This is a genomic window from Citrobacter sp. Cf125, from assembly GCF_030333935.1.
GTDB classification, from domain to species: Bacteria; Pseudomonadota; Gammaproteobacteria; order Enterobacterales; family Enterobacteriaceae; genus Citrobacter; species Citrobacter freundii.
On the sequence record NZ_JAOWEY010000022.1, the window covers coordinates 635,183 to 659,012 of the forward strand.

At 51.4% G+C, this 23,830-nt stretch carries 26 protein-coding genes, 2 tRNA genes and 2 pseudogenes; 11 read left to right on the forward strand and 19 right to left on the reverse strand.

The annotated features are described in order from the left end of the window. Both fliR and rcsA read left to right on the forward strand, forming a co-directional pair. Nucleotides 1-796: pseudogene (gene fliR, locus OGV89_RS07350) on the forward strand (flagellar biosynthetic protein FliR). 278 nt (nucleotides 797-1,074) lie between these two features. After that, nucleotides 1,075-1,698 (forward strand): transcriptional regulator RcsA, encoded by a 624-nt coding sequence (gene rcsA, locus OGV89_RS07355; RefSeq protein ID WP_003030421.1) that lies wholly within the window; start codon nucleotides 1,075-1,077, stop codon nucleotides 1,696-1,698. A gap of 54 nt (nucleotides 1,699-1,752) precedes the next feature. Here the strand turns inward: rcsA and dsrB are convergent, their stop codons facing one another. After that, the gene (dsrB, locus tag OGV89_RS07360) at nucleotides 1,753-1,941 is read right to left on the reverse strand and encodes a protein DsrB (RefSeq protein WP_003030419.1); all 189 of its coding nucleotides are present in this window, start codon (nucleotides 1,939-1,941) and stop codon (nucleotides 1,753-1,755) included. A 163-nt stretch (nucleotides 1,942-2,104) separates the two neighbouring features. Between dsrB and yodD the strand changes: the two genes are divergently transcribed. Next, on the forward strand, nucleotides 2,105-2,332 hold the full coding sequence (yodD, locus tag OGV89_RS07365) for a YodD family peroxide/acid resistance protein (RefSeq protein ID WP_003030417.1): 228 nt from the start codon (nucleotides 2,105-2,107) through the stop codon (nucleotides 2,330-2,332). 206 nt (nucleotides 2,333-2,538) lie between these two features. Here the strand turns inward: yodD and OGV89_RS07370 are convergent, their stop codons facing one another. Then, a complete protein-coding gene (locus tag OGV89_RS07370) occupies nucleotides 2,539-2,724 on the reverse strand; it encodes a YodC family protein (protein WP_003030415.1) in 186 nt (61 codons plus the stop codon). A gap of 77 nt (nucleotides 2,725-2,801) precedes the next feature. Then, the gene (locus OGV89_RS07375) at nucleotides 2,802-3,716 is read right to left on the reverse strand and encodes a DUF808 domain-containing protein (protein ID WP_169316136.1); all 915 of its coding nucleotides are present in this window, start codon (nucleotides 3,714-3,716) and stop codon (nucleotides 2,802-2,804) included. 175 nt (nucleotides 3,717-3,891) lie between these two features. Here OGV89_RS07375 and yedA point away from each other — a divergent pair, with 175 nt between their 5' ends. After that, nucleotides 3,892-4,812 carry a drug/metabolite exporter YedA gene (yedA, locus tag OGV89_RS07380; protein WP_121540189.1) on the forward strand — a complete coding sequence of 307 codons (921 nt, stop codon included), beginning with the start codon at nucleotides 3,892-3,894 and terminating at the stop codon, nucleotides 4,810-4,812. Here yedA and OGV89_RS07385 read toward each other — a convergent pair. The 3 genes from OGV89_RS07385 to OGV89_RS07395 all read right to left on the reverse strand — a co-directional run bounded on the left by OGV89_RS07385 (nucleotide 4,804) and on the right by OGV89_RS07395 (nucleotide 7,451). Next, nucleotides 4,804-5,271, reverse strand: coding sequence for a very short patch repair endonuclease (locus OGV89_RS07385; protein ID WP_003030411.1), 468 nt, complete (start codon nucleotides 5,269-5,271; stop codon nucleotides 4,804-4,806). The genes yedA and OGV89_RS07385 overlap by 9 nt on opposite strands. Continuing rightward, entirely contained in the window at nucleotides 5,252-6,682 is a 1,431-nt protein-coding gene (locus tag OGV89_RS07390; protein ID WP_048217368.1) for a DNA cytosine methyltransferase, read from the reverse strand. Before OGV89_RS07390 ends, OGV89_RS07385 begins: the two co-directional genes overlap by 20 nt. Nucleotides 6,683-6,758: 76 nt before the next feature. Then, nucleotides 6,759-7,451, reverse strand: a complete 693-nt coding sequence (locus OGV89_RS07395; RefSeq protein ID WP_048217367.1) for a phosphohydrolase — start codon at nucleotides 7,449-7,451, stop codon at nucleotides 6,759-6,761. Between the two features lie 441 nt (nucleotides 7,452-7,892). On the opposite strand from OGV89_RS07395, the gene ompC reads away from it, so the two are divergent. Further along, nucleotides 7,893-9,083: a porin OmpC gene (ompC, locus tag OGV89_RS07400; protein WP_286558451.1), complete on the forward strand. Its 1,191-nt coding sequence runs from the start codon at nucleotides 7,893-7,895 to the stop codon at nucleotides 9,081-9,083. A 102-nt stretch (nucleotides 9,084-9,185) separates the two neighbouring features. On the opposite strand, the gene OGV89_RS07405 is transcribed toward ompC, so the two are convergent. Then, the gene (locus OGV89_RS07405) at nucleotides 9,186-9,518 is read right to left on the reverse strand and encodes an EmrE family multidrug efflux SMR transporter (protein ID WP_003839058.1); all 333 of its coding nucleotides are present in this window, start codon (nucleotides 9,516-9,518) and stop codon (nucleotides 9,186-9,188) included. A 296-nt stretch (nucleotides 9,519-9,814) separates the two neighbouring features. On the opposite strand from OGV89_RS07405, the pseudogene OGV89_RS07410 reads away from it, so the two are divergent. After that, a pseudogene (locus tag OGV89_RS07410) lies at nucleotides 9,815-9,994 on the forward strand (hypothetical protein); the annotation flags it as partial. A gap of 27 nt (nucleotides 9,995-10,021) precedes the next feature. On the opposite strand, the gene OGV89_RS07415 reads toward OGV89_RS07410, so the two are convergent. Beyond that, nucleotides 10,022-10,111 (reverse strand) — tRNA-Ser (locus OGV89_RS07415). Nucleotides 10,112-10,204: 93 nt separating this feature from the next. Here OGV89_RS07415 and mtfA point away from each other — a divergent pair. The 5 genes from mtfA (at nucleotide 10,205) to OGV89_RS07440 (ending at nucleotide 14,840) form a co-directional block, all read left to right on the forward strand. Then, complete coding sequence (gene mtfA, locus OGV89_RS07420) at nucleotides 10,205-10,969, forward strand: DgsA anti-repressor MtfA (protein WP_003030306.1); 765 nt, start codon at nucleotides 10,205-10,207, stop codon at nucleotides 10,967-10,969. A gap of 132 nt (nucleotides 10,970-11,101) precedes the next feature. Beyond that, a tRNA-Asn gene (locus OGV89_RS07425) sits at nucleotides 11,102-11,177 on the forward strand. 259 nt (nucleotides 11,178-11,436) lie between these two features. Beyond that, nucleotides 11,437-12,474: an extracellular solute-binding protein gene (locus OGV89_RS07430; protein ID WP_003030303.1), complete on the forward strand. Its 1,038-nt coding sequence runs from the start codon at nucleotides 11,437-11,439 to the stop codon at nucleotides 12,472-12,474. Continuing rightward, a complete protein-coding gene (locus tag OGV89_RS07435) occupies nucleotides 12,458-14,146 on the forward strand; it encodes an ABC transporter permease (RefSeq protein WP_003844223.1) in 1,689 nt (562 codons plus the stop codon). Before OGV89_RS07430 ends, OGV89_RS07435 begins: the two co-directional genes overlap by 17 nt. Nucleotides 14,147-14,156: 10 nt before the next feature. Then, entirely contained in the window at nucleotides 14,157-14,840 is a 684-nt protein-coding gene (locus OGV89_RS07440; protein ID WP_286558453.1) for an ABC transporter ATP-binding protein, read from the forward strand. A 24-nt stretch (nucleotides 14,841-14,864) separates the two neighbouring features. Here the strand turns inward: OGV89_RS07440 and ldtA are convergent, their stop codons facing one another. The 11 genes from ldtA to cbiK form a co-directional block, all read right to left on the reverse strand. Then, nucleotides 14,865-15,794 (reverse strand): L,D-transpeptidase, encoded by a 930-nt coding sequence (gene ldtA, locus OGV89_RS07445; protein ID WP_032936776.1) that lies wholly within the window; start codon nucleotides 15,792-15,794, stop codon nucleotides 14,865-14,867. A gap of 127 nt (nucleotides 15,795-15,921) precedes the next feature. Then, complete coding sequence (cobT, locus tag OGV89_RS07450) at nucleotides 15,922-16,986, reverse strand: nicotinate-nucleotide--dimethylbenzimidazole phosphoribosyltransferase (protein ID WP_032936774.1); 1,065 nt, start codon at nucleotides 16,984-16,986, stop codon at nucleotides 15,922-15,924. Nucleotides 16,987-17,010: 24 nt separating this feature from the next. Next, nucleotides 17,011-17,754 carry an adenosylcobinamide-GDP ribazoletransferase gene (cobS, locus tag OGV89_RS07455; protein WP_003844226.1) on the reverse strand — a complete coding sequence of 248 codons (744 nt, stop codon included), beginning with the start codon at nucleotides 17,752-17,754 and terminating at the stop codon, nucleotides 17,011-17,013. After that, nucleotides 17,751-18,296 carry a bifunctional adenosylcobinamide kinase/adenosylcobinamide-phosphate guanylyltransferase gene (gene cobU, locus OGV89_RS07460; protein WP_003030294.1) on the reverse strand — a complete coding sequence of 182 codons (546 nt, stop codon included), beginning with the start codon at nucleotides 18,294-18,296 and terminating at the stop codon, nucleotides 17,751-17,753. The genes cobS and cobU overlap by 4 nt, the downstream gene beginning before the upstream one ends. Beyond that, nucleotides 18,293-19,813, reverse strand: a complete 1,521-nt coding sequence (locus tag OGV89_RS07465) for a cobyric acid synthase (protein ID WP_003844229.1) — start codon at nucleotides 19,811-19,813, stop codon at nucleotides 18,293-18,295. Before OGV89_RS07465 ends, cobU begins: the two co-directional genes overlap by 4 nt. Continuing rightward, nucleotides 19,810-20,625 carry an energy-coupling factor ABC transporter ATP-binding protein gene (locus OGV89_RS07470; RefSeq protein WP_003839037.1) on the reverse strand — a complete coding sequence of 272 codons (816 nt, stop codon included), beginning with the start codon at nucleotides 20,623-20,625 and terminating at the stop codon, nucleotides 19,810-19,812. The genes OGV89_RS07465 and OGV89_RS07470 overlap by 4 nt, the downstream gene beginning before the upstream one ends. An 8-nt stretch (nucleotides 20,626-20,633) precedes the next feature. After that, on the reverse strand, nucleotides 20,634-21,311 hold the full coding sequence (locus tag OGV89_RS07475) for an energy-coupling factor ABC transporter transmembrane protein (protein WP_003030290.1): 678 nt from the start codon (nucleotides 21,309-21,311) through the stop codon (nucleotides 20,634-20,636). Further along, nucleotides 21,298-21,579, reverse strand: a complete 282-nt coding sequence (locus OGV89_RS07480) for an energy-coupling factor ABC transporter substrate-binding protein (RefSeq protein WP_003030289.1) — start codon at nucleotides 21,577-21,579, stop codon at nucleotides 21,298-21,300. Before OGV89_RS07480 ends, OGV89_RS07475 begins: the two co-directional genes overlap by 14 nt. A 2-nt stretch (nucleotides 21,580-21,581) precedes the next feature. Then, nucleotides 21,582-22,319, reverse strand: a complete 738-nt coding sequence (gene cbiM, locus OGV89_RS07485) for a cobalt ECF transporter S component CbiM (RefSeq protein WP_286558454.1) — start codon at nucleotides 22,317-22,319, stop codon at nucleotides 21,582-21,584. Further along, a complete protein-coding gene (locus tag OGV89_RS07490) occupies nucleotides 22,316-23,029 on the reverse strand; it encodes a cobalt-factor II C(20)-methyltransferase (RefSeq protein ID WP_003839034.1) in 714 nt (237 codons plus the stop codon). Before OGV89_RS07490 ends, cbiM begins: the two co-directional genes overlap by 4 nt. After that, nucleotides 23,026-23,820 (reverse strand): sirohydrochlorin cobaltochelatase, encoded by a 795-nt coding sequence (gene cbiK, locus OGV89_RS07495; protein ID WP_003839033.1) that lies wholly within the window; start codon nucleotides 23,818-23,820, stop codon nucleotides 23,026-23,028. Before cbiK ends, OGV89_RS07490 begins: the two co-directional genes overlap by 4 nt. Between the last annotated feature and the right edge of the window lie 10 nt (nucleotides 23,821-23,830).

Genomic DNA, 23,830 nt, shown 5'->3' on the forward strand with positions numbered 1-23,830 from the left:
ATGTTGCAGGTGACCAGCGTTGAGTGGCTCCACTGGCTGAATTTATACTTCTGGCCTTTGCTGCGCATACTGGCGCTCATCTCAACGGCCCCCATCCTCAGTGAACGAGCCATCCCCAAACGGGTAAAGCTGGGGCTGGGGTTGATGATAACCGTCGTTATCGCCCCGTCAATTCCCGCCGTTGACGTCCCCATCTTTTCGATCGGCGCACTATGGCAGGCAATGCAACAAATCCTGATCGGTATCGCTTTAGGCTTCACCATGCAGTTTGCGTTTGCCGCAGTACGTACCGCCGGGGAATTAATTGGCCTGCAAATGGGCCTTTCCTTCGCGACGTTCTTCGATCCCGGTAGCCGTCTGAATATGCCGGTTCTGGCACGACTGATCGACATGCTCGCCATGCTGCTGTTCCTGACCTTTAACGGTCATTTATGGCTGATTTCGCTGCTGGTAGATACTTTTCATACTCTGCCCATCGGTGGCAATCCGGTGAACAGCAATGCGTTTCTCGCGCTGGCACGGGCGGGCAGCCTGATTTTCCTCAACGGGCTAATGCTGGCCCTGCCGGTAATGACGCTGCTACTCACGCTGAACCTCGCACTTGGTTTGTTAAATCGCATGGCGCCACAGCTGTCGGTTTTCGTCATCGGCTTTCCTCTCACTCTGACCGTAGGTATTTCACTGATGGCGGCGCTAATGCCATTAATTGCGCCATTCTGCGAACGATTATTCAGTGAGATTTTTAATTTACTGGCCGATATCGTTAGCGAAATGCCTGGAAAATAATAACCCTTAATTTTTATCCTGTTTTACTAAGGATTGTCCTAATTTTAAAAAGTGACAACATCCACCAGGATATCTCTGTCGCGGCTTATTTGTTTTTGCCTCACTCACATAACGCAACATTCACTTTACTTTAAGATGTTTCCTGGCAAATTATACGCAACTTTACGGGATAGTAAATTCGCCTGAAAAACAGCGAAAGCGTCATCTTGGGTCGTTATTATTCCGTTTAGTTGTGATGAAATAATCAGGTAAGGGGAATTATCGTTACGCATTGAGTGAGGGTATGCCATGTCAACGATTATTATGGATTTATGCAGTTACACCCGACTAGGGTTAACCGGGTATCTGGTAAGTCGGGGAGTGAAAAAAAGGGAAATCAACAACATTTCCAACGTTGATGAACTCAGTCTCGCCTGTGTCTCTCAACAACCCGCTGTGGTGTTTATTAATGAGGACTGCTTTATCCACGATCCTGCTAATAGCCAGCAAATAAAGCAAATCATTAATCAGCATCCCAGCACATTATTTATTGTGTTTATGGCAATTGCCAACGTGCATTTTGATGAATATCTACTCGTCAGAAAAAACTTATTGATTAGTTCTAAATCGATTAAACCTGACTCATTGGATAAACTACTTGGCGATATTCTGAAAAAAGAAGTAGATATTGCTATTGATGTGAATCTGCCGACATTATCATTAAGTCGAACCGAATCCAGCATGTTGCGTATGTGGATGGAGGGTCAGGGAACAATACAGATATCAGATCAAATGAATATCAAAGCCAAGACGGTGTCATCCCATAAGGGGAATATAAAACGAAAGATTAAGACGCATAATAAGCAAGTTATCTATCACGTTGTGAGACTTACGGACAACGTCACCAATGGTATCTTTGTGAATATGCGCTAAGACGTTCTGACTGGTGGCGACTCCACCAGTCAGAATCAAACAGCGGAACTCATCTCACTCCACTTTTTCCACAAAGATACCATCCTGATGACCTGATTCATTAAAGAACCAGATACCGAGCGGGTAGTCTTCCAGCGAAACCAGGTACATGGTGCCTTCACTAAACTCTTCGATTGCCAGTACCACGCCCGGTCGACGAGGACCGCCGTCCGTTTTGACTGTGACCCGATCATTCACCTTCATAGTTTTCCTCCTGTGGCTTTGTGCCAGTGTAGAACAAATTCCTTTTTCTGGCAGCGCTCTGCACGCGCGATTGCGGGTTTTATCGACGGTCTATACTTAAGTTGTGCGTATCTGATGTTTGGGTACGCTCCCCCGGTATCCTTAACGGTTGAGAGGTATGAGGATGAAAACCGCGAAAGAGTACAGCGATACGGCCAAACGTGAAGTCAGCGTCGATGTCGACGCGCTGCTAAAGGCAATCAACGAAATCTGCGAGAGTGAAATTCATCGCAGCCAGGATGACCCGGAGCGCGTTAGCGTCGACGGCCGAGATTACCATACATGGCATGAACTGGCCGACGCGTTCGAGCTTGATATCCATGACTTTAGCGTATCGGAGATCAATCGCTGACTGAGGGCGAAAAAAATCCCGGCCCTTATCGGGTCGGGATCAAGCTTGCTTATGCAAGAAGCACTTGTAAATTCGTTACACCAGAAAATCTGATGTGAACCAAACCTTATCTGCAATTTTTTTGCCTGACAAGTAAATAATTCTCACCAAAATGATAAATATAACTAATGGGTGAGAGATCACCAAGTTACGGTCGAGTCAAATGTTCAGGCATCCTGACAGAGCTGTCTTCGCTCGCCCGGCACCACCAGTTCATCTTCACGGAATGCTTCCCGTTTAACGCCAAAGCCGTCGTACCAGCGACACTCCACCATTCCGCTGGCATACCCGGTAACGATCATACGTGGGCCACCCTCTTTGGAGGTGACTTCCTCACTGACAGAAAAGACCATACCTGCCTCCTGTATCAAGAGAAACCTTTACACCTTAGATGACAAAGAGGCGTTTTGCATAATCAGTCCTGTAACAATTAGTGCGAAACTCCGCGCAGTCTGGCGACAGCTTTCACCAGCAGAACGACAATCCCACCGATGATAAAGCCGAGCACCAGGTTAAGCAGGGTCGGAAGCATTAGCGAAATCAATGTACTTTGCTGTTGAGCAAAATGTTCAATCGCATGATGCAGCGGTGATATTCCGTGTACCACAATACCGCCCCCCACTAAAAACATCGCCAATGTACCGACCACAGAAAGTGTTTTCATCAGCCAGGGGGCAACCACCAGCAACCCTTTCCCCAGAGACTGGGCAAGTTGGCTACGTTTTTCTGCCAGCCAGTACCCGATGTCGTCAAGCTTAACGATAATCCCGACCAGGCCATACACGCCCACGGTCACCACTAACGCGATACCCGATAACACCAACACCTGATTCAGCAAAGGTGCATCCGCTACAATACCCAGCGTAATCGCAACAATCTCGGCAGACAAAATGAAGTCAGTACGTATTGCCCCTTTGATTTTATCTTTCTCAAAGGTGAGTGGATCCTGTGCGGCCAGAGCAGCCAGACGCTGCTGACGCTCTTCCGGGCTTTCTTTGTGCTTACGCGCCTCCAGGGTATGCAGAACCTTTTCTACCCCTTCAAAACAGAGAAACGCCCCACCTACCATTAATAATGGGGTGATCGCCCAGGGAATAAATGCGCTTATCAATAGCGCCAACGGTACAAGGATAACTTTGTTTACAAACGACCCCTTCGCCACGCTCCAGACCACCGGGAGTTCACGGTTCGCCCGCACGCCCGATACCTGCTGCGCATTAAGCGACAGATCATCTCCCAGCACGCCCGCGGTTTTTTTCGCGGCCAATTTTCCCATCACTGATATATCATCCAGCAGCGTGGCGATATCATCGAGTAAGGTTAGTAAGCTACTTCCTGCCAAAATTTTGACCCTCAATATTATTTTTTTGCAGTCATAAGTATGAAGTAAAACACGCCATGCTGAAACTGACCTTTCTGGTCAACAAGTTTTTAACATCGACACGTAATTATAAATCTCGCCAGTAAGATAGTTTTGACGTTTACTATGTTGCACCTTTTTATTTCTACCGTGAGGGATTATGCGTTTCAGGCAATTGTTACCGCTTTTCAGTGCGCTATTCGCGCTGTACATCATTTGGGGTTCCACGTACTTCGTTATTCGCATTGGTGTTGAAAGCTGGCCGCCGTTAATGATGGCAGCCGTACGTTTTCTCTCTGCGGGAATTTTATTAACAAGTTTTTTACTTATTCGCGGGCATAAGCTCCCCCCCTTACGCTTAATCCTAAACGCCGCGTTAATTGGTATCCTGCTGTTGGCTGTGGGTAATGGACTGGTCACCGTCGCAGAACATCAAAATGTCCCTTCCGGTATTGCCGCCGTGGTGGTCGCCACCGTCCCGCTATTTACGCTGTGTTTTAGCCACTTTTTTGGCATCAAAACGCGCAAACTGGAATGGTTGGGGATAGCGATTGGGCTCGCAGGGATCATCATGCTGAACAGCGGAGGCAATTTAAATGGCAATCCGTGGGGCGCTATTTTAATCCTGATCGGTTCGATAAGCTGGGCGTTTGGCTCGGTGTACGGTTCACGCATTACGCTACCCGTTGGCATGATGGCCGGAGCCATTGAAATGTTAGCAGCCGGTATTGTGCTGATGTGCGCATCGTTACTCTCCGGGGAAAAACTGACCACCATGCCAACATTTTCAGGCTTTATGGCGGTGGCTTACCTGGCCCTGTTTGGCTCCATTATTGCCATTAATGCGTATATGTTCTTGATCCGCAATGTCAGCCCGGCGCTAGCCACCAGCTATGCCTACGTCAATCCGGTTGTTGCGGTGCTGTTAGGTACCGGTCTGGGGGGAGAAAGACTAGCCCCTATCGAATGGCTGGCGCTCGGCGTGATCGTGTTTGCTGTGGTGCTGGTAACGTTGGGGAAATACCTGTTCCCTGTTAAAGCGGATGCCGTCGCGAGTTCGTCGGAAAAGACATTACAGTAAATGAATACCGAGAGTGTCGATCTGCGCGGTGTCGCCACCGCCGCAGATCCACTCGATGACACGTTCAGATAACGCTTCATCATCCAGCTTTTCGCGACCACGCAGGGCGCACTCCCAGACAATCAGTACGCGCCAGCCAAGAGCCTGCAATTTTTCACAATCCCGCGCATCGCGTTGGACATTTTTGCCTATTTTTTCCAGCCAGAATTCCGTTCGTGTCGCGGGGACTTTAAACAAATAGCAATTGTGGTGGTGCCAGAAACAACCGTGAGTAAAAATCACACAATGATAATCATCCACCACAAAATCGGGGCGACCGGGTAACGTCGCATCCTGCACGCGAAACGTTACCCCCTGCTCTGTCAGCACGCTGGCAAGGCGTTTTTCAATTGCGGTATCGCGGGTGGCTATCGCCCGCATATTTTTACTGCGTGTTGCTTTATCGTGAACGTCTGCCATGCAGGTTCTCTTTCTCGCGAATAGCAACTGCCTGCCTGATTTTTGGCTCCAGCAGCCTGGCCACCGCCGCAAATGCCGGAACGACCACCGAATTACCAAACTGGCGATAAGCCTGAGTATCTGACACGGGGATCCTGAACTGATAGCCTTGCGGAGATTCAAACCCCATCAGGCGCGCGCACTCTCTGGGCGTAAGTCTGCGTGGGCGGTGTCGCTGATTCTGCGGATCGTCAAAATCTTTTTCACCCAGCGCCATATCCCAGCCACGGTCAATCAGAATCTCCGCCCCATCCTTATAATAACGCGCAGATAATGTGCGCGTTACGCTATCAGGGTTACCGGGATACACCATGCCATAGCCAAATCCATTTCCCCGCGCCTGATGCTTTTTCGCATAGCGGTAGAGGTATTTCCACAGCACCGGCGTCAGCACATATTTCGCATCGACGTTCGGCTCAAGCAGTTCCGCCAGGGTAGTACGCCGCTGCGGATAACGCGTGACAATATCCCGCAGCGTGAAGTCTGATTTCAAATTCAGATCGCGTCGGAAGCCGACAAGCACGATACGTTCGCGATGTTGAGGCAAAAAATGTTGCCCATCGATAATTTTCGGATCATCCGGACCGTTATCTGCCGCATCTGCCACGTCATACCCCAGCTCGTCCAGCGTCTGCATAATGATGCGAAACGTTTTGCCCTGATCGTGACTCTTCAGGTTTTTGACGTTTTCGAGCACAAATATTGCTGGTCGACGAGCGTCGATAATGCGCACCACGTCAAAAAAGAGTGTGCCTTGTGTATCACAGGCAAAACCGTGGGCCCGCCCTAACGCATTTTTCTTTGACACCCCGGCCAGGGAGAAGGGCTGACAAGGAAATCCCGCCAGCAGTACATCGTGTTCTGGAATGTGCTGGCGAATATGTTCTGCCGCCTGCTGGTCGCTCACCCCATCCTGATGGCTCAGCGTGACATCACGAATATCTTCATTAAAGTGATGCTGGAAGGGATCGCAATAGTTGTTCGCTTTGTAGGTACGCACCGCATGCTTGTTCCACTCGCTGGTAAACACGCACTGCCCACCAATTGCCTCAAAGCCGCGACGAATCCCGCCAATGCCGGCAAACAGATCGATAAATCGAAAGGCATAATGCGGATGATGCGCAGGTGGCGTCGGCAGCAAGGAATTCAGATAAGTAAACTCATTGTCGCTGAGGCGATGCCATGTTTCGTTCGCCACCACTCGCTTAAAGATGGCCGGACTCCAGCGGTTCTCGCCAACACCGTTCAGATAAGCAACCAGGGTTTTCACGTCATATATTTCAAGCAACTTAGCCAAAATCACCTGCGCGGCGGCCTTGTTATCATCTGTCATCGGGTTCATGGAGCCTGCTACTGAAAAATTATCCTGCATACATTTAACCGGCCGAAATGGATAACCGACAGATTAACATAAAATAGTGCGGTTGACGTTGCGGCTGTACTGGCGACTAACGTGCTTTAAAGGGTTGAATCGCGTCAAGATCCAGCATTTCATACTCTCCTTTTAACTCCGCACTCAGCTTCGCCATATACGTCAGTAAGAAGTCAGCATTATGCTGCGCTAAATGTCGTCCTTGTTCAGTGTGCATCGTCGACGGCAACGTCAATAACTTCGTCTGGAAGTGATCGAGCGCGTACTGTTTGTCGTCAAGGCCACGCTGGCGGGCAAACGGATCTTCCGCATCAAATAGCGCCACGCCTAACGCACCAGACACAGCAAATACGCGCGCTAGACCGATAGCCCCCAGCGCCTCAAGCCGGTCCGCATCCTGCACGATTTTCGCTTCAAGGGTTTCTGGTGCAATTTTGGCGCTAAAACTGTGCGCCTCAATGGCATGGCACACGGCAGGTATTCTTTGTTGTGGAAAATCCGGAAAATCGCGCATCAAAATGCGACGCGTTTCCAGAGCTGCCAGTACCGACGAACGATGACGCTCAGGATGGTTCTTTGGCAGGCTGACGAGATCATGGAAGTAGCACGCGGTCAGCACCACTAGCCAGTCTACAGTAGCATCTGTACTCAGCTTTTGCGCCGTCATCCACACACGACGAAAGTGAAAGATGTCATGCGCGGCATCTTGTCCGGAATGGTTATCAGCTAACCAAGCTTCAAATTGCGACTGCCAGTCGTGCAGTTTCATGCTATCTCCCTTTGTAGAAAGAAAATCACCTTAGCAACAATTTTCATTGCAAACCACTGCCTGCCCCATTACATAATTAACTTTTATTATCACACCGAAAACAAAATCCACATGAATTTATAAAAACCATAATTTCAATATCAACAACCATATTATATGAATAACAAAAATAAATACTCCACACAAATAAAATTCAAATTTCAAATAAATAGCCAGATATACATAAGATATTGATTAAAAATAATTTATGTGACAAATAACAATTTAACCAACATATATTTATAGTTATAAAAACACACCGATGAAACATTTAGAAATATTTTAAATACATTTGTTACATGTTATATTTTAAGTTAAATGAACTTCATAGATAGTATCCAAATGTAGTTGCTTGGATAGTACTACATATTCATTTTAATTATCATGCAAAGGGAATACATAATGAAAAGAAAAGTATTGGCACTGCTTCTCCCTGCTTTATTAGCTGCAGGCGCAGCAAATGCGGCTGAAATCTATAATAAAAACGGCAATAAACTGGATCTGTACGGAAAAGTCGATGGTCTGCGTTATTTCTCTGATGATGTAGGCAGCGACGGCGACATGACCTATGCGCGTCTGGGCTTTAAGGGCGAAACGCAGATCAACGATATGCTGACTGGCTATGGTCAGTGGGAATATAACATTCAGGCCAACGGTACCGAAGGTGACAAAGGCGATTCATGGACTCGTCTGGCCTTTGCCGGTTTAGGTTTTGGTCAAAACGGTACTTTCGACTACGGTCGTAACTACGGCGTCGTGTACGACGTTGAGGCCTGGACCGATATGCTGCCAGAATTCGGTGGTGATACCTACACTCAGACCGACGTTTACATGCTGGGCCGTACCAACGGCGTTGCTACCTATCGTAATAAAGGCTTCTTTGGTCAGGTTGATGGCCTGAACTTTGCCCTGCAGTATCAGGGTAATAATGAAAATGGTGACAGTCGGTGGAGTGGTCAGGAAGGTTCCGGTAACAGTGAAGGCCGCAAACTGGCGAAAGAAAACGGCGACGGTTTCGGTATGTCTACTTCCTATGACTTCGACTTCGGTTTAAGCCTCGGTGCGGCATACTCCGCATCTGACCGTACCGACTCTCAAGTTGCTCGCGGTTACCAGGACGGTATGAACAAGCGCAATAACTACGCTGGCGGCGAAACAGCTGAAGCCTGGACTGTTGGCGCGAAGTATGACGCTAACAACGTTTACCTGGCAGCCATGTATGCAGAAACCCGCAATATGACCTATTACGGCGGCGGCAACGGCGAGAATAATGGTGGCATTGCTAACCAAACCCAGAACTTTGAAGTTGTGGCTCAGTATCAGTTCGATTTCGGTCTGCGTCCATCCATCGCTTACCTGCAGTCTAAAGGCAAGGATTTAGGTGGTCAGGAAGTGAGCCATGGTAACTGGCGTTACGTCGACAAAGATCTGGTCAAATATGTTGAAGTGGGTATGACTTACTACTTCAACAAAAACATGTCCACCTACGTTGATTATAAAATCAACCTGCTGGACGAAGACGACAGCTTCTATGAAAGCAATGGTATCGCAACTGACGACATCGTTGCCGTTGGTTTAGTCTATCAGTTCTAATTACGACAAAAATACGCAAGCCCGCTTCATACCAAGCGGGCTTTTTCACCGCACAGGGATAAGCTCTGCTAACAGCGCCAGATATCCGACATTCTTTTAGAATTAATGCGGGGAAGATTTTGAAAAAATATTGATAACCAGAACCCCAGCGCAAATCAGGAACATGCCTGCGATCGCCGGGAAATCCAGCTTTTGCCCACTTACCAACCAGCCCAAAAGGCTGATTAATACGATTCCAGCACCAGACCAAATTGCGTACGCAATACCCGTTGGAATCGTCGACAGCGTCTGAGCGAGAAGATAAAAAGCAGTGCAGTAGCACACAATGGTTGCGACAGATGGCCATAGACGTGTAAACCCATCAGAGAACTTCATCAGGGTTGTACCTATTACTTCAGCTACAATGGCCCCGGCAAGGAAAATGTATGAATTCAAAATCTGGCCCCATGTGACAATCTACGATAATTATCATATCACAAAGGGTTAAGTGAGTTTATCCAAAACAAGGCGTGGGCATAACCCCAACAAATATTGCAATCTTGTCACCGTCTTGTGCGCCCGCTCATCGCTCAAAGATAACTTTCAGATTTATTCTTGAGGCTTGTTGCTAATTTCTCTAACGGCCTGGTTTCTGGGGCTATCTTCTTCTAGCATAAAAGCCAAAATAACTTTAGCTACCCTGCCCCTGGTTTAACTTTGAGCCGCAGGAAAAAAACTTGATAGAAACGAGAAAGGACAAACAACTATTCTCAGATCACAAAACTGAACGCCAGGTTGCGGTTTATGACAGAAAAGTGAAAATTTCCCCCACACTGGATCTTCCAGTATTGGGCAAATCAGAACATGATGATGGCGAGCTTTATACTAAGCGAATATACCGACACTATACCAAGTGTGACATGAGTCGTTGAAAGGAATTGAGCTAAGTGTTTGAATAGTGGCGGAGAGAGGGGGATTTGAACCCCCGGTAGAGTTGCCCCTACTCCGGTTTTCGAGACCGGTCCATTCAGCCGCTCTGGCATCTCTCCGTTTTGGCGGTTGCCATGATGCCAGGTAATTTGGCATTTTAACAGACCCCGTTCCGTCAATTTCGTTCAAGTGACGAGTTTGCGAGCAAAACGATGATTAAGTGGCCCTGGAAAGAGCAAGAAACAACCCGGAGTGACGACTGGCCGTGGGACGACGCCCTGGCTATTCCTCTTCTGGTGAATCTCACCGAGCAAGAACAAGCCAGACTTATCGCCCTGGCCGAGCGCTTTTTACAGCAAAAAAGATTGGTAGCGCTTCAGGGGTTTGAACTTGACCCACTGAAAAGTGCGCGCATTGCGCTGCTTTTCTGTTTGCCTGTCCTGGAATTAGGGGTCGAGTGGCTCGACGGGTTTCATGAAGTTCTCATCTACCCTGCCCCGTTTGTCGTTGACGATGAATGGGAAGACGATATTGGGCTGGTGCATAATCAACGGGTTGTACAGTCCGGGCAGAGCTGGCAGCAAGGTCCGATAATCCTTAACTGGCTCGACATTCAGGATTCTTTTGATGCCTCCGGCTTTAATCTGATCATCCATGAAGTGGCACATAAGCTTGATATGCGTAATGGCGACCGCGCCAGCGGTATTCCGGCGATCCCTCTGCGAGATATTGCCGGTTGGGAGCACGACCTGTATGCCGCAATGAATAACATTCAGGATGAAATTGATCTGGTCGGTGAAACCGCGTGCAGTATAGATGCTTACGCAGCAACCGACCCGGCCGAATGCTTTGCCGTTCTTTCGGAGTATTTCTTCAGTGCTCCTGAATTATTTGCGCCACGTTTTCCGGCCTTATGGCAGCGTTTTATTCAGTTTTACCGCCAGAACCCCATGGAGCGGTTACGCGATACCCGCTAAGATGGTCATTATCGCTCACCAAATGTGCATTAACGCTGAATTTGAAGATTAATTAAGCAATTGAAATGACGCGCTAATTTTACTGTTGACACCTCATGGTGAGGTCAGTAATATGCGCCTCGTTCACACGATTCCTCTGTAGTTCAGTCGGTAGAACGGCGGACTGTTAATCCGTATGTCACTGGTTCGAGTCCAGTCAGAGGAGCCAAATTTAAGAAGCCTGCTTAGGAAACTAAGCAGGCTTTTTGCTTTTTCGGTCGCTATAAAATCCCCTCTGATAAGCACCCTGCCTGCTCCGCACCCCGTTACATGCCGCATCACAACGTTGATTAAAGTTATGTAAATGTAAATCGTTTAAACTTTGCAATTATTGTAAGTGCTAGTGATTATCATTTATTGTACGCGAGCCAAAGGAACGAGCCCTCGCTCGGTTCACTGTACGTTCCAATTACTCTGGGATATAAACGATGAATTCTCTGCCTCGCGCCGGACTGCGCCGTATCACTCTTGCCTCTTCCCTGGTCTTCTCAGTTAGCCTACCGGCTTTCGCTCAGGAAACGTTAACGCTCTATACAACCCGTGAACCGGGTCTAATCCAGCCCTTGCTTGATAGCTGGACCAAAACCAGCGGCATCAAAGTCAGTACGGTCTATATCAAGGACGGTATGCTTGAGCGCGTTAAAGCTGAAGGTAAAAATTCACCTGCCGACCTGCTGATGACCGTCGATGCCGGTAATCTCATTGATTTAGTGGAAGCGGGTGTAACTCAGCCAGTAGAGTCAGAAGCACTGAAAACCGCTATTCCGGCTAATCTGCGCGGTGCAGATAATCAGTGGTTTGCGCTATCGATGCGTGCCCGCGTGCTGTATGCCGAGAAGTCACTGCCAATCGATAACTGGCATTACGAACAACTCGCCAGCCCTGAGTACAAAGGTAAAGTCTGTATTCGTTCCGGACAGCACCCGTATAACACGGCGCTGATCGCCGCAATGATTGCTCATCACGGCGAAGCAAAGACCGAAGAATGGCTGCGCGGTGTGAAAGCTAACCTGGCGCGTAAAGCTACTGGTGGCGATCGCGATGTTGCTCGCGATATCCTCGGCGGCATTTGCGATATTGGTCTCGCCAACTCCTATTACGTCGGCCATATGAAAAATGCCAAAGAAGGCAGCGATGCGCGTCAATGGGGCGATGCGATTAAAGTCGTTAAACCTACCTTTGAAAATGGCGGTACACACGTCAACATCAGTGGTGCAGCTGTAGCCCGCTATGCGCCAAATAAAGCCGATGCCGTTAAGCTGATGGAATATCTGGTTTCAGCACCTGCCCAGCAGCAGTATGCGAAAGCGAACTTCGAATACCCGGTACTGAAAGGCGTGACGCTTGACCCGGTTATCAACGCAACTATTGGCGAAATCGACGTCGATAAAACACCATTAACCGAAATCGTTAAATATCGTAAACAAGCTAGTCTGCTGGTAGATAAAGTTGGATTCGATCAATAAACCTCTGCAGTTTCCGACGTTACGCGGCCTGGTTTCCGGGCCGCAGTCATTATTAACGCCGCTACATCTTGGCGCACTGTGCGTAGCGCTTGGCGTTCTGACACCGATCATTGCGCTGATTTGGCAGGCTACCCAAGCCGATTTATCTCACTGGGATAATCTCCTGACGTATGTACTACCTGCCGCACTAAAAAATACCGTGCTGTTATTAGCCGGTGTCGCGGTGATGGTCGGCGTGATTGGCGTAGGCAGCGCATGGGCGGTAACGGCATGGGATTTCCCCGGACGTAAAATACTTAGCTGGGCGTTACTGTTGCCGCTGGCGATGCCGACCTACATTGTGGCCTTTGCGTGGCTTGATCTGCTGCATCCGATTGGCCCCCTGCAAACCTTTATCCGTTTTTTACTGGGTTTTGACAGCCCAAGACAGTTCCGTCTGCCAGATTTACGCTCACTTTCCGGCGCAATCATCCTACTCGGATTGGTGCTTTACCCATACGTGTATCTGACAACCCGTGCCATGTTTATTAGCCAACCGGCCCATTTACTGGAAGCCGCACGCACGCTGGGATGCAGCGCAACCGGAACCTTCTTTCGTGTTGCATTGCCCATGGCCCGTCCGGCACTGGCCGTTGGGATCAGCCTTGCACTGCTGGAAACGCTCAACGATATTGGCGCATCGGAGTTTCTCGGGGTACAGACGTTAACCGTTACCGTGTACACCACATGGATCTCGCGTTCTGATTTATCTGCCGCGGCACAAATTGCCTGCATGATGCTGATGTTTATATTCCTTATTCTGACGCTGGAATTTTATGGTCGCAGAAAACAAGGATTCAGCAGTCGCAGCCTACGGGAAATTCAACCTACGCGCGTGCAGGGCTGGCGTGGCTGGCTGCTTGGTGGCGTTATTTCACTGCCTGTCCTGCTGGGTTTTCTGGCTCCGGTTCTGTTTTTAATGTGGGAAAGCGCCAAACGCATAGGTGATGAGAATCCGCTTTCCTCTTCGTTACTATCAGCATTACAAAATACGCTATCGCTGGCGGCGGGAACCACGCTGGTGGTGGTTTGCGTCAGTATGTTAGTGGCCTGGAGCGCGCGTCATAGCGCCGCCGACAACGCCATGCCAGGATTTCGTCGCGGCGTGATGCGTCTGGCTTCTTTAGGCTATGCGGTTCCCGGCACAATTCTGGCAATTGGTTTTTTGACCCCCGCCATGGCGGTAGACCGCTGGCTGGCCGATTTACTGGATGTTCGTGGTCTGCCGCTGATGTCCGCCGGGATCCTGCTGGTAATTTGTTGTGCCATGCGATTCCAGGCGATTGCCATTGGCGCACTGGATTCTGGTCTGGGCCGTATCCCCCCCTCACTGGAACAGGCGTCTCGTCTGTTGGGTGAGAATGGCGCGGGGACGTTTGCACGGGTCCATTTTCCCCTGCTGCGCCCAGCGTTAGTCAGCAGTGCCCTGCTGGTTTTTGCCGATGCCATGAAAGAACTGCCAACAACGTTGCTTTTGCGCCCGGTCAATTTCGAAACGCTGGCAACATTGTTGTATGCGGAAGCAGCCCGTGGAACCTATGAAGAAGGTGCTATCGCCGCGCTAATGATTGTTTTAGCTGGCACGCTACCGGTTATTTTGTTGGTGCGTCATCAAATGACTCGCCGTGGTTAAGAGAGCAACAATGTCAGAAATTGCATTACGACTCCAGAATGTACACGTTACTTATGGCAACAGCCAGCAATCGGTACTGAGCGGATTTTCAATGTCCGTACATAAAGGTGAAATCGCCTGTCTGCTGGGCGCTTCAGGCTGCGGGAAAACCACGGTGCTACGCGCAGTTGCCGGATTTGAACGCCTGCAAAACGGAGAGATCTATGTGTCACAGCGCCGTGTTGCCGGTCCCGGCATTCATCTGCCACCGGAAAAACGTCATGTTGGCATGGTCTTCCAGGAATATGCGTTATTCCCCCATCTGACCGCGCAGCAAAATGTGGCCTTTGGATTGCGTCGCATGCCGTGTGAGGAACAACAGGCCAGAGTGACTGAGCTGCTGAAAATGGTGGAGTTACACAGCCATGCCAACCGCTATCCGCATGAGCTTTCCGGCGGGCAACAACAGCGTATCGCCCTTGCGCGCGCGTTGGCGCCACATCCGGAAATCCTGTTGCTCGATGAACCCTTCTCCAGCCTTGATAAGCGCACGCGTGAACGTCTTGGCAACGAGGTACGGGATATTTTGCGCGCCGCCGGGCAAACGGCGCTGTTGGTTACCCACAGCGAACACGAAGCTCAACTAATGGCAGACCATATTGGCGTGGTAAAAATGGGGCAGTATCAAATAAAAAAAGCGACCCATCCGACCTGAAGGTCACCAGAGTCGCCCTGAAAATTAATAATGTTTCTGTACCAGGCTGATGTTCACCGGCATACCGGAACGTCTTTCCAGTGCCTGGTTCCCACGGCTCACATCCACGTCATTCCCGCTGATAAAGGTACGCAGAGCGGGAGTGACTGGCAAAGGTACCTTTCTGTCAGACTCGTATTCCGAACGATTTCGCGACAGCGGCTCATGCACTTCCACCCAACGACTACCGTCCGGCTCTTCGCTGTATTTCACCGGTCGGTCAATTAATTGTACACGGGTCCCTACAGGCACCGTATCAAACAGGTACTTGATGTCGTCATTCCGCAAACGGATACACCCCTGGCTTACCCGCAGACCAATACCGAAATTGGCATTTGTCCCGTGAATGGCATAAAGCCTGCCGATATAAATTGCATACAGGCCCATCGGATTTTCTGGCCCGGCAGGAACAAATGCTGGCAAGCTTTCCCCGCGAGCGGCGTATTCGCGTCGGGTATTTGGCGTCGGTGTCCAGCTTGGTGCTTCCTGCTTACGCTCTACCGCCGTCACCCAGTTGCGCGGCGTTTCTCTACCCGCCTGACCAATGCCAATGGGTAAAACCTCAACCGTATTGCTGCCAGCAGGATAATAGTAAAGCCGCATCTCGGCGACGTTGATGACAATCCCCTCGCGTACGGTATCCGGTAATATCAGTTGCTGCGGCACAACCAGCGTTGAACCCGATTTAGGCAGAAAAACATCGACGCCCGGATTGGCTTCAAGCATATTGCTCAACCCCTGCCCGTACTGAGCGGCAAATGCCTCCAGCGGCTTGGTATTACCTGGTGGAATCGTAATAGTCAAAGGGCTACCCACCAGGCGACTGCCCTCTGGCGGCAGTGGATAACTCACCGCCTGCGCGCCCTGACTCGCAAGCAGCATAATGAGTGAACAAAGCAGTTTTACACGACGCATCTTTTTCCTTTCCTTCGTCGCAGCAGATATCCGTTAATTATAGCTTTTATTATCTGTTTTAGTGGGTTACGACATATTTGCGCATAAAAAAACCTCGCCAACAGGCGAGGTTCAGGTTGAGCGGTAACTACGCTTCCTTACCATCCGGAAGCTCGATGTTACTGGCGGCTAACTGCCCCATATTGTTGTACATCGCACAAGCAGCCTCAACAATAGGCATCGCCAACGCGGCCCCACTGCCTTCACCCAAACGCATCCCCATATTCAGATATGGATCCAATTCAAGATGCGCCAGCGCGGTACGGGCGCCCTTCTCAGCGGAGAAATGTGACGGGATTAGGTAGGGTTTAATTTGTGGTGCAATCTGGCAGGCCGCCAGCGCAGCGGAATAAGAAAGAAAACCATCCAGCACGACCGGCAGGCCGCAGGAGGCCGCCCCCAACATTACCCCTGCCATGCCGACAAGATCGAACCCACCAACTTTAGCCAGCACATCGACACCGTCATGGCGATCTGGCTGATTGACGGCAATTGCCCGACGCACAACGTCTACCTTATTCCCCACCCGAGAAAGAGGAAGGTTAGCGCCAATACCCACGACTTCCTCAGCATCACTGCCGGTAAGCACGCTAACAATGGCCGCCGCAGGTGTAGTATTTGCCATACCAAGCTCACCGACACCAAACAGCGTTACGCCGTCTTTGGCCAGTTCATGGGTATAGCGAATGACTTCCAGCAACAACTCCTCGGCCTGCGAATGGCTCATTGCCGGGCCTTCGGCTATATTGCCGCAGCCGCGTGCCACGCGCATATTCACCACGCCGGGAATAGGTTCAGCATCAATCCCCACATCTATCACATGGACCTTCGCCCCCGCCTGAGCGGCGAGGACGCAGACGCCGGTCGTTCCACGCGTCATATTGGCAGCCTGTATAGCCGTGACAACTTTAGGTGAAACGGCAACCCCTTCATCCCACACGCCGTGATCGGCGCACATCACCAGCATCGCTTTGCCATTCACATGCGGCACACCCTTCAGGCCAGGCATCCCGGCCAATTGTACGGCGAGAGATTCGAGTCGCCCCAAGCTTCCCGGCGGCTTAAGCAAGCCGTCGATATGCTGCTGCGCGCGCAGCATCGCGGCACTGTCAGGTAATGGGATCGCGCGGAGTAAAGAGGTTAAAGTCTGCATAAGGGTTCCAGTATGTGGGCTGGCTCAGAGCAGAGCCAGCAAGAAAATCAACTCGCCAAGTTCAATGGCAGCGCCCAGCGTATCGCCGGTTTGCCCACCCAACGTGCGTTTTAATAACTGCCCAAGAATAAAAATCGCCACCATTGTGACAACCAGCGCTGCCACGCCGCGCATGCCGGGAAGCAGCACGGCAGCAAGGATCGCCGCCAATCCCAACGTAACGCAGGTTTGACGCCCGGTGACTTTACCAATAAAAACGTTACCCAGCCCTTCTTCGCGGGCATAGCGATGCCGATACATCAGCAACACCGCCGTTCCTCGCCCGGCGACACATGCCGCCGCCAGCGCAGCCAGCATCGGCGTGCCACGCAAAGCCAGTTCGCTCACCACCAGCACCTTCGCCAGTAAAACGAAAATTAGCGCCAGTCCACCGTGGGTTCCCAGACGACTGTCGCGCATGATTTCCAGCATCCGCTCGCGTCGACGCGCCGAAAAAATGCCGTCACAGGTATCCGCCAGACCATCCAGATGAAATCCCCCGGTCAATAACGCCAGCGTCAGCACCGCAAAAAGGGCGGCCAACGGTATACCGCACCAGGTCTGGAGCGCCATGAAGACCAGCCCCGTCAACCCACCCAACACGACGCCAATCAGGGGGAACATCACAATACCGCGGGAATAGTGCTCGAAATCCAGTCCTTGCGACCAGCGAGCAGGAACGGGCAAGCGACTGATAAAAGAGAGCATTGCCCAGAACAACTTACTCATTTAATTTTGACTCCAATTCCTGATACCACCAGCCAGACCTCATCAGCCGCCGCCGCCAGTCGCTGGTTCACGCGTCCTGCAATATCACGAAAATGCCGCGCCAGACGGTTCTCCGGCACAATCCCCATTCCCACTTCGTTAGTGACCAACACGATCTTTGCCGGGCAGCGCTGACAGGCTGCAATCAGCGAACGGATTTCACCTTCGATAGACTGCTCCATCGCCGCGTAATCCCAGCTGTCCGGATCGCTGTCACCGCCCAGAGCAAACAGCAGGTTGGTCACCATCGTAGTGATGCATTCAAGCAGAATGGCTTCCTGAGGATCGTTCGCTGCCGTGATCAGTTCATCAAGATGTTGCCAACGTTCGGCTGTACGCCAGTGCGCAGGACGTCCATCGCGATGATGCTGAATTCGCGCAGCCATCTCCTCATCAAAAATCTGCGAAGTCGCAATATACAAAACGTTTGGGGAATCAGCGATCAGCGCTTCCGCATGCCGACTCTTACCGCTTCGCGCGCCGCCAGTAACCAGAATCATCATACTGGCTCCCGGTGTTGCTGCATGATGGTATAAATTTTCTCAATATCGATGTGTTGCCGCATCGCATCCGCCAGCAGATCAAACTGCTGCGATTTATATTGCGCGTAATGGAAGGTGGAATCCAGCGGAGCTAACCCTTTACGTTCTCGCAGGCCATTGACCAACGCACGGGTGAAATCATCGCTGTCGAAAAGACCGTGAAGATAGGTGCCGAACGCCAGACCATCCGCAGTGACCGCGCCGTCAACAACGTTGCCGCCGTCTTTGTGCAACGTCATCACCGACTGACATTCATCGGTTAATGCTGTTTCGCCCATATGAATTTCATAACCGCGAACGGATAACCCCGCCGTGCCCGCCAGCCAGTCAGGCAGCGACGAGGACATTTGCCCCTCAACCAGGGTCGTGGTTTTGTGCTGGGCAAAATGGGTTACGGTATTGAGCAAACCCAGCCCCGGCAGCGTACCGAGTCCTGACTCCACTTCATCAATGATGGTATCGCCAAGCATTTGATAACCGCCGCAAATCCCCACCACCGGTACGTTATTACGATGCAATTGCACGACGCCATGCGCCATCCCGCTTTCACGCAGCCACACCAGATCGCCAAGGGTATTTTTGCTGCCGGGCAAAATCACCAGATCGGCCCCCGCCAGCTCTTCAGGCTGGCGAACATAGCGCACACGCACATCCGGCTGCGCAGCAAGCGCATTGAAATCCGTAAAGTTAGAAATGTGCGGTATTTGCACAACAGCGATGTCGATGTCGCGTTTATCAGTGCGCAAATACTTGCCCTTTTGCAGCGCAACGCCATCTTCATCTTCCAGATCAACATCCAGCCATGGCATCACGCCCAGCACCGGAACACCGGTCAGCGCTTCAATTTGCTCGATACCGGAGTGCAGCAGCGTCACATCGCCGCGAAACTTATTGATGATCACCCCTTTTACGCGTGCGCGTTCGTGATCGTGCAACAGCGCCAGCGTGCCGTAAATGGAGGCGAATACCCCACCACGATCGATATCCGCCACTAAAACGACAGGGCACTGCGCCATTTCTGCCATGCCCATATTGACGATATCGCGATCGCGCAGGTTAATCTCTGCCGGGCTCCCCGCACCTTCCAGCACCAGCACATCGAACTCCTGCGCCAGGCTGTTATAAACTGACAGGATCTGTTCCCGCAGACGTGGTTTGTACTCGTGGTAACTCACCGCGTCCATATCCGTCGCTACTTTGCCCATCAGCACTACCTGCGCTTTGCGATCGCTGGTCGGTTTAAGCAGAACCGGGTTCATACGCACATCTGGCGTAATACCTGCGGCTTCAGCCTGAAAAATTTGCGCGCGGCCCATTTCTTTTCCCTCTGGCGTAATACCAGAGTTCAGCGCCATGTTCTGCGATTTGAACGGTGCGGTATGCAGTCCATCCTGATAAAAAATACGACACAGCCCGGCGACCAATACGCTTTTACCCACATCAGATGCCGTTCCCTGCAACATTATTGCCTGCGTCATGACGCCTCCTTCAGTGCGTTCTCTCGCATACAGCTAAAAAATTCAGCCTCTGTTTTACACAGCGGGAAGCCCAACTCGGTATGCAGCTTCACCAGCCAGGGCTGAGTTAATCCCGCTTGTTCAATAAGATCCGTACGGGCGAAAACGTCACCTGGCGTGCCGTGCGTGAGTACTTCGCCCCGGCGTAAAACGTACACCGCATCGCTGACTTCATAGATAAGATCGATATCATGGCTTGAAATTACGACATGGTTTCCTTGCGCTACGATGCGTTTGATAATCTCAATCATCTGCGTGCGGCCTGACGGGTCGAGGCCCGCAGTAGGTTCATCCAGCAGCAGATACTGCGCCTGCAACACCAACGCCCCGGCTATCGCTACGCGTTTTTTTTGCCCATGGCTTAAACACTGAATGGGCTGATGGCGAAAATGCTGGGCGTCGACCAGCGTAAGCGCATCTTCCACGCGTCGGGCGATTTCAGCCTCATCCACCCCGAGATTGCGCAGGCTAAAGGCGATATCGCTGTCGATATCGGTATAAAAGATTTGCTGGTCGGGGTCCTGAAATACCGTTGCCACCTGTTGACGCAGCGCCAGCAGGCCGCGTTTACTGTAATCCAGCGGTTTGCCCTGCCACATCACCGCGCCTTGCTGTGGGCGCAATAAGCCACTCAGGTTCATAAACAGCGTGGATTTCCCGCAACCATTAGCGCCTACCAACCCGGTGACGGCATGCGTAGAAAAATCCAGCGTTAGCCCTTTGAGGATCGGGTCATCCTGATAGCGAAACCAAAGCGCTGAGGTGGCAAGCATACTTTTCCTTACAGGTGAAAATCACCCTGATAAAGTTTGATATCCAGTGTGGTGGTCATTTGCTGGTAGCGGATCAACACGCGGGTGAACAACAATCCCACCAGCATTGCCAGAGAGCGGTAGCCCAACGGCAAGCTACGATAACCAAAACGCAGCGTTTGTGCGCGGTGAATAGCCAGCGCCTCGTCTAACAGAATAAAAATAAACCGCCAGGTCAGCAGGATCTGCTCAGTTAGCAGGCGAGGAACGTGCGCGCGTTTGAGTAGGATAATTAATTGCGGAAACGGCAGATTCAGTACCAGCCAGAAGGTTGCCGCCAGCGCAGCAAGGCTGCGCCAGAATGTTTCATTCGCTGTCACCAGACCTGGTGCGCTGATCCCCAACCAGTAACTTCCCACAGGTATGCTGGCCAACAGCGTCTGTGGATCGCGGCTGATGCTAAACAGGATGGTCACTACGCCAACCGCCAGAAAACCAAACGGTAATGCCATCCAACGGCACCAGCGCCAGAAGGAAATACGCAGCAGCCAGCAGCTCAGCGCGGCAATCAATAACAGCTCAATACCCTGCCCCAACGGGGGCAGAGTAAACGCCAGAATCATCATCACCAGCCAGAGCAGAAATTTCCGCACTGGCGAGACATGAACCCAACGGCTTTGATAGCTAAGCCTGTCAAGCCCGGTCATCACGGCGTTGCCTGCCCTTGGTATAACCCAGAATATAGAAAATCACGGCTGCGCCCAGCGATCCCTGAAGTGTAAACAGCAGACTTTCAATTTCACCGCTTGCCGGTTCATACAGCGGCTGGAACCAGGGTTCATAATGCGGGGCAATAGCCTGAATCTGACTCTCCGCCTCACCGTCTGAACCGCCGTACTCTCCACCGTGGTTGATAAAGAACGGCAGGATCACCAGCGCCACTACCATGCCCAATATAATCAGCGTCTTTTTCATCGTTAATGTCCTTGTGCGGTTATTAACTGGCGTTTGGTTAGCTGATCGTAAATCAGCACGGTGAGTAACCCTTCCGCAATCGCGATTGGGATCTGCGTCAGACAGAAAATCCCCATGAACTTAATGATTGAACCGGTAGCGCCAGCAGAGGGATCCGGGAACGCGACGCCCAGCTGTACCGACGTCACGAAATAGGTGACGAGATCCGCCAGCATCGCGCACAAGAAGACGCAAACATCACGACGCAGCCCTGCACGGCAGGCCATTTTCCACACCATGTAACCCACTACCGGGCCAATTACCGCCATCGACATGCCGTTCGCGCCAAGCGTCGTTAAACCACCGTGTGCCAGCAGCAGTGCCTGGAACAGCAGAACGATCGCCCCGAGGATGGCTACTACGCCAGGTCCAAACAGGATAACTGCCAGGCCTACGCCGGTAGGGTGTGAACAACTTCCGGTAACGGAAGGAATTTTCAGCGCCGACAGCACAAAGATAAAGGCGCCGCACAGTGCCAGTAAGACTTTCTGGTGGTTATCTTCCTGCACGATTTGGCGCAAGCGCACCAGCCCGTACCACAGGCAGGGTAAAAACAGCAGCCACCATGCCAGCGCCCACATCGGCGGCAAGAAGCCTTCCATAATGTGCATGGCGAACGCTTGCTCAGGAATAATCATCAGTAATAGCGCCGCAGCCAACCCGCTGAAAGACAGCTGTTTTAGCTGTTGTTCAAGCTTCATTGTGCATACTCCCACTGTTTGTTGACCAGAATGGTCGAGAAATAAGGCAGCGGCTGATCGTCGCTCACCTCATCGAGATGACGCCAGCACTGTTCACCTGGCAGCGTGGCTTCAGACATCATTAATGCGCAGCCCAACAAACCTTCTTGTTGCAGCAGCGCTTTGATACGCGCAAAACGACCGTACACTTTCATCAACACCAGACTGTCATGCTGCTTTAACGCCTGCTGAATTTCAGCTTCCGGCGCGGTACAGGAGACCACTGCCAGCGATTGTTGCTCCATGGCGAGCGGGGTTTTCGAACGCGCGGCAATCGCAGCGAAAGAAGTCACGCCCGGGACGATTTCTAACCAGTCAGGCGAACCAATGCGCTGCAGTAAAAAGACCCAGGTACTGAACAGCATGGCGTCGCCGAGCGTAATAAAGCCTACTTTTTTTCCAGCTTCGACTTCCTGAACCAGCGCGGTTGCAACCTCATCCCAGACGGCCTCTTTTTCCGCGCTGTCGGCACTCATGGGAAAATGGCAGCAGCGGACCTCGGTCTGCTCGCCGATATACTCCCGTACAATCGACAGCGCCAGGCTATCGCCGCCTTTACGCCCGGCAGGCGCATAGAGAATATCCAGCATGCCCAGCGTACGTGCAGCACGTACGGTGATCAGATCGGAAGCGCCAGGTCCGGTGCTTAATGCGTACAGTTTCCCGCTCATGCAGCTTCCTCCAGCGCCACATTAAGCGCCTGCTGTAAATGTGCCACGAACATGGCGCGAACCGCCGGATTCTCACCCAGTCCACTGAGCCATGGCGTAGCCGTTATCCCGGCCGCATTGAACAATGTTTTCCACGAATCATCTTCGTCAGAGGCCATATCATTGATGGCATGGTCACCAGCAACTAACATCAGCGGCATCAGATGCACCGCCGTCACCCCTTCCTGGGATAAACTTTCAATCAGCACATCCACTTCCGGATAGCTTTCCACCGCCCCAACCCGCGCCGGAAAGCGCTGCGCCGTCATCATATGGTCGAGACAGGCATAGGCGGCAAAGGCATGATGGCTGGCGCCGTGTCCCATAAACACCACTTTTTCATTTTCTCTAAGCGTCGGCATTTGCTGTTGCAGCGCCAGCATCAGCTGGGCGTAATCTTCATGGCTGCTCAGTAGCGGTACACCCAGCGTCAGGCGTGAAAACAGCGGACGCATACTTTGCACTTCGCGGACAATTTTTTCGTATTCGTCGCCATTGATAATGTGCAGCGACTGAATAGCCACATCCTGATACCCCTGCTCCGCCAGTTTTTGCAGCGCCTGCAGCGGTGTGTCGATTTCAATGCCGTCACGCTGCTTGAGCTTGCGGATAATCATCCCGGAGGTAAACGCCCGGAACAGGTCGCGGTCAGGGCAACTGGCTGCGAGATCGCGCTCACAGGCCACAATATTTTTTTCACAGGTGTCGTGATAGCTGGTGCCAAAGCTGACCACCAGAAGCGCCTTTTTCATCTCTAACTCC